Origin of the sequence: Corynebacterium sp. HMSC074H12, from assembly GCF_001813755.1 — a bacterium.
Lineage (GTDB): Bacteria > Actinomycetota > Actinomycetes > Mycobacteriales > Mycobacteriaceae > Corynebacterium > Corynebacterium hiratae.
In genome coordinates this window covers 1-410 of sequence record NZ_KV813929.1, presented here as the reverse complement: position 1 = coordinate 410, position 410 = coordinate 1, and the positions used below count along the sequence as shown (strand labels likewise).

The following is a 410-nucleotide window of genomic DNA, read 5'->3' as shown; positions in this document are numbered from 1 at the left end:
ACATGATGGCCGCCATACGCAAAGAACACGCCACACGGCCCCGCGGCTGTGACCAGCCCACGCGCAGCACCACAACCAACCAATCCACCGCCCCTGCAGTCTCCGACAGGGATACCACAGGCGCGTTTCTCGGCGGTGCAGACCAGTTCAACATGGACAACCTCGCAAAGAAAGGAAACTAAAGCCCATGTCATCACCAACCCCGCCAACAGATCGCTTCCTTGACGAATCCGTTCTGGCCGACTTCACCGCGCTGCGGATGACTGCCTTCGGCAGAAGCGTTATCGACATCGCCAACGATCCCGCATTCGACGCATGGACGTTTTCCCAAAAGGTGCTCTACGCACTCGATAAAGAAGTCGCGGCCAGGCGTGAACGACGCATCAACAAACTGCTGAAAGCATCCCGAT

Annotated in this window: 1 pseudogene; it reads left to right on the top strand. The window is 57.8% G+C overall.

Going from position 1 to position 410, the window contains the following annotated elements:
* Positions 1 to 187 precede the first annotated feature (187 nt).
* Positions 188 to 410, top strand: a pseudogene (locus HMPREF2932_RS08815) (ATP-binding protein); the annotation flags it as partial.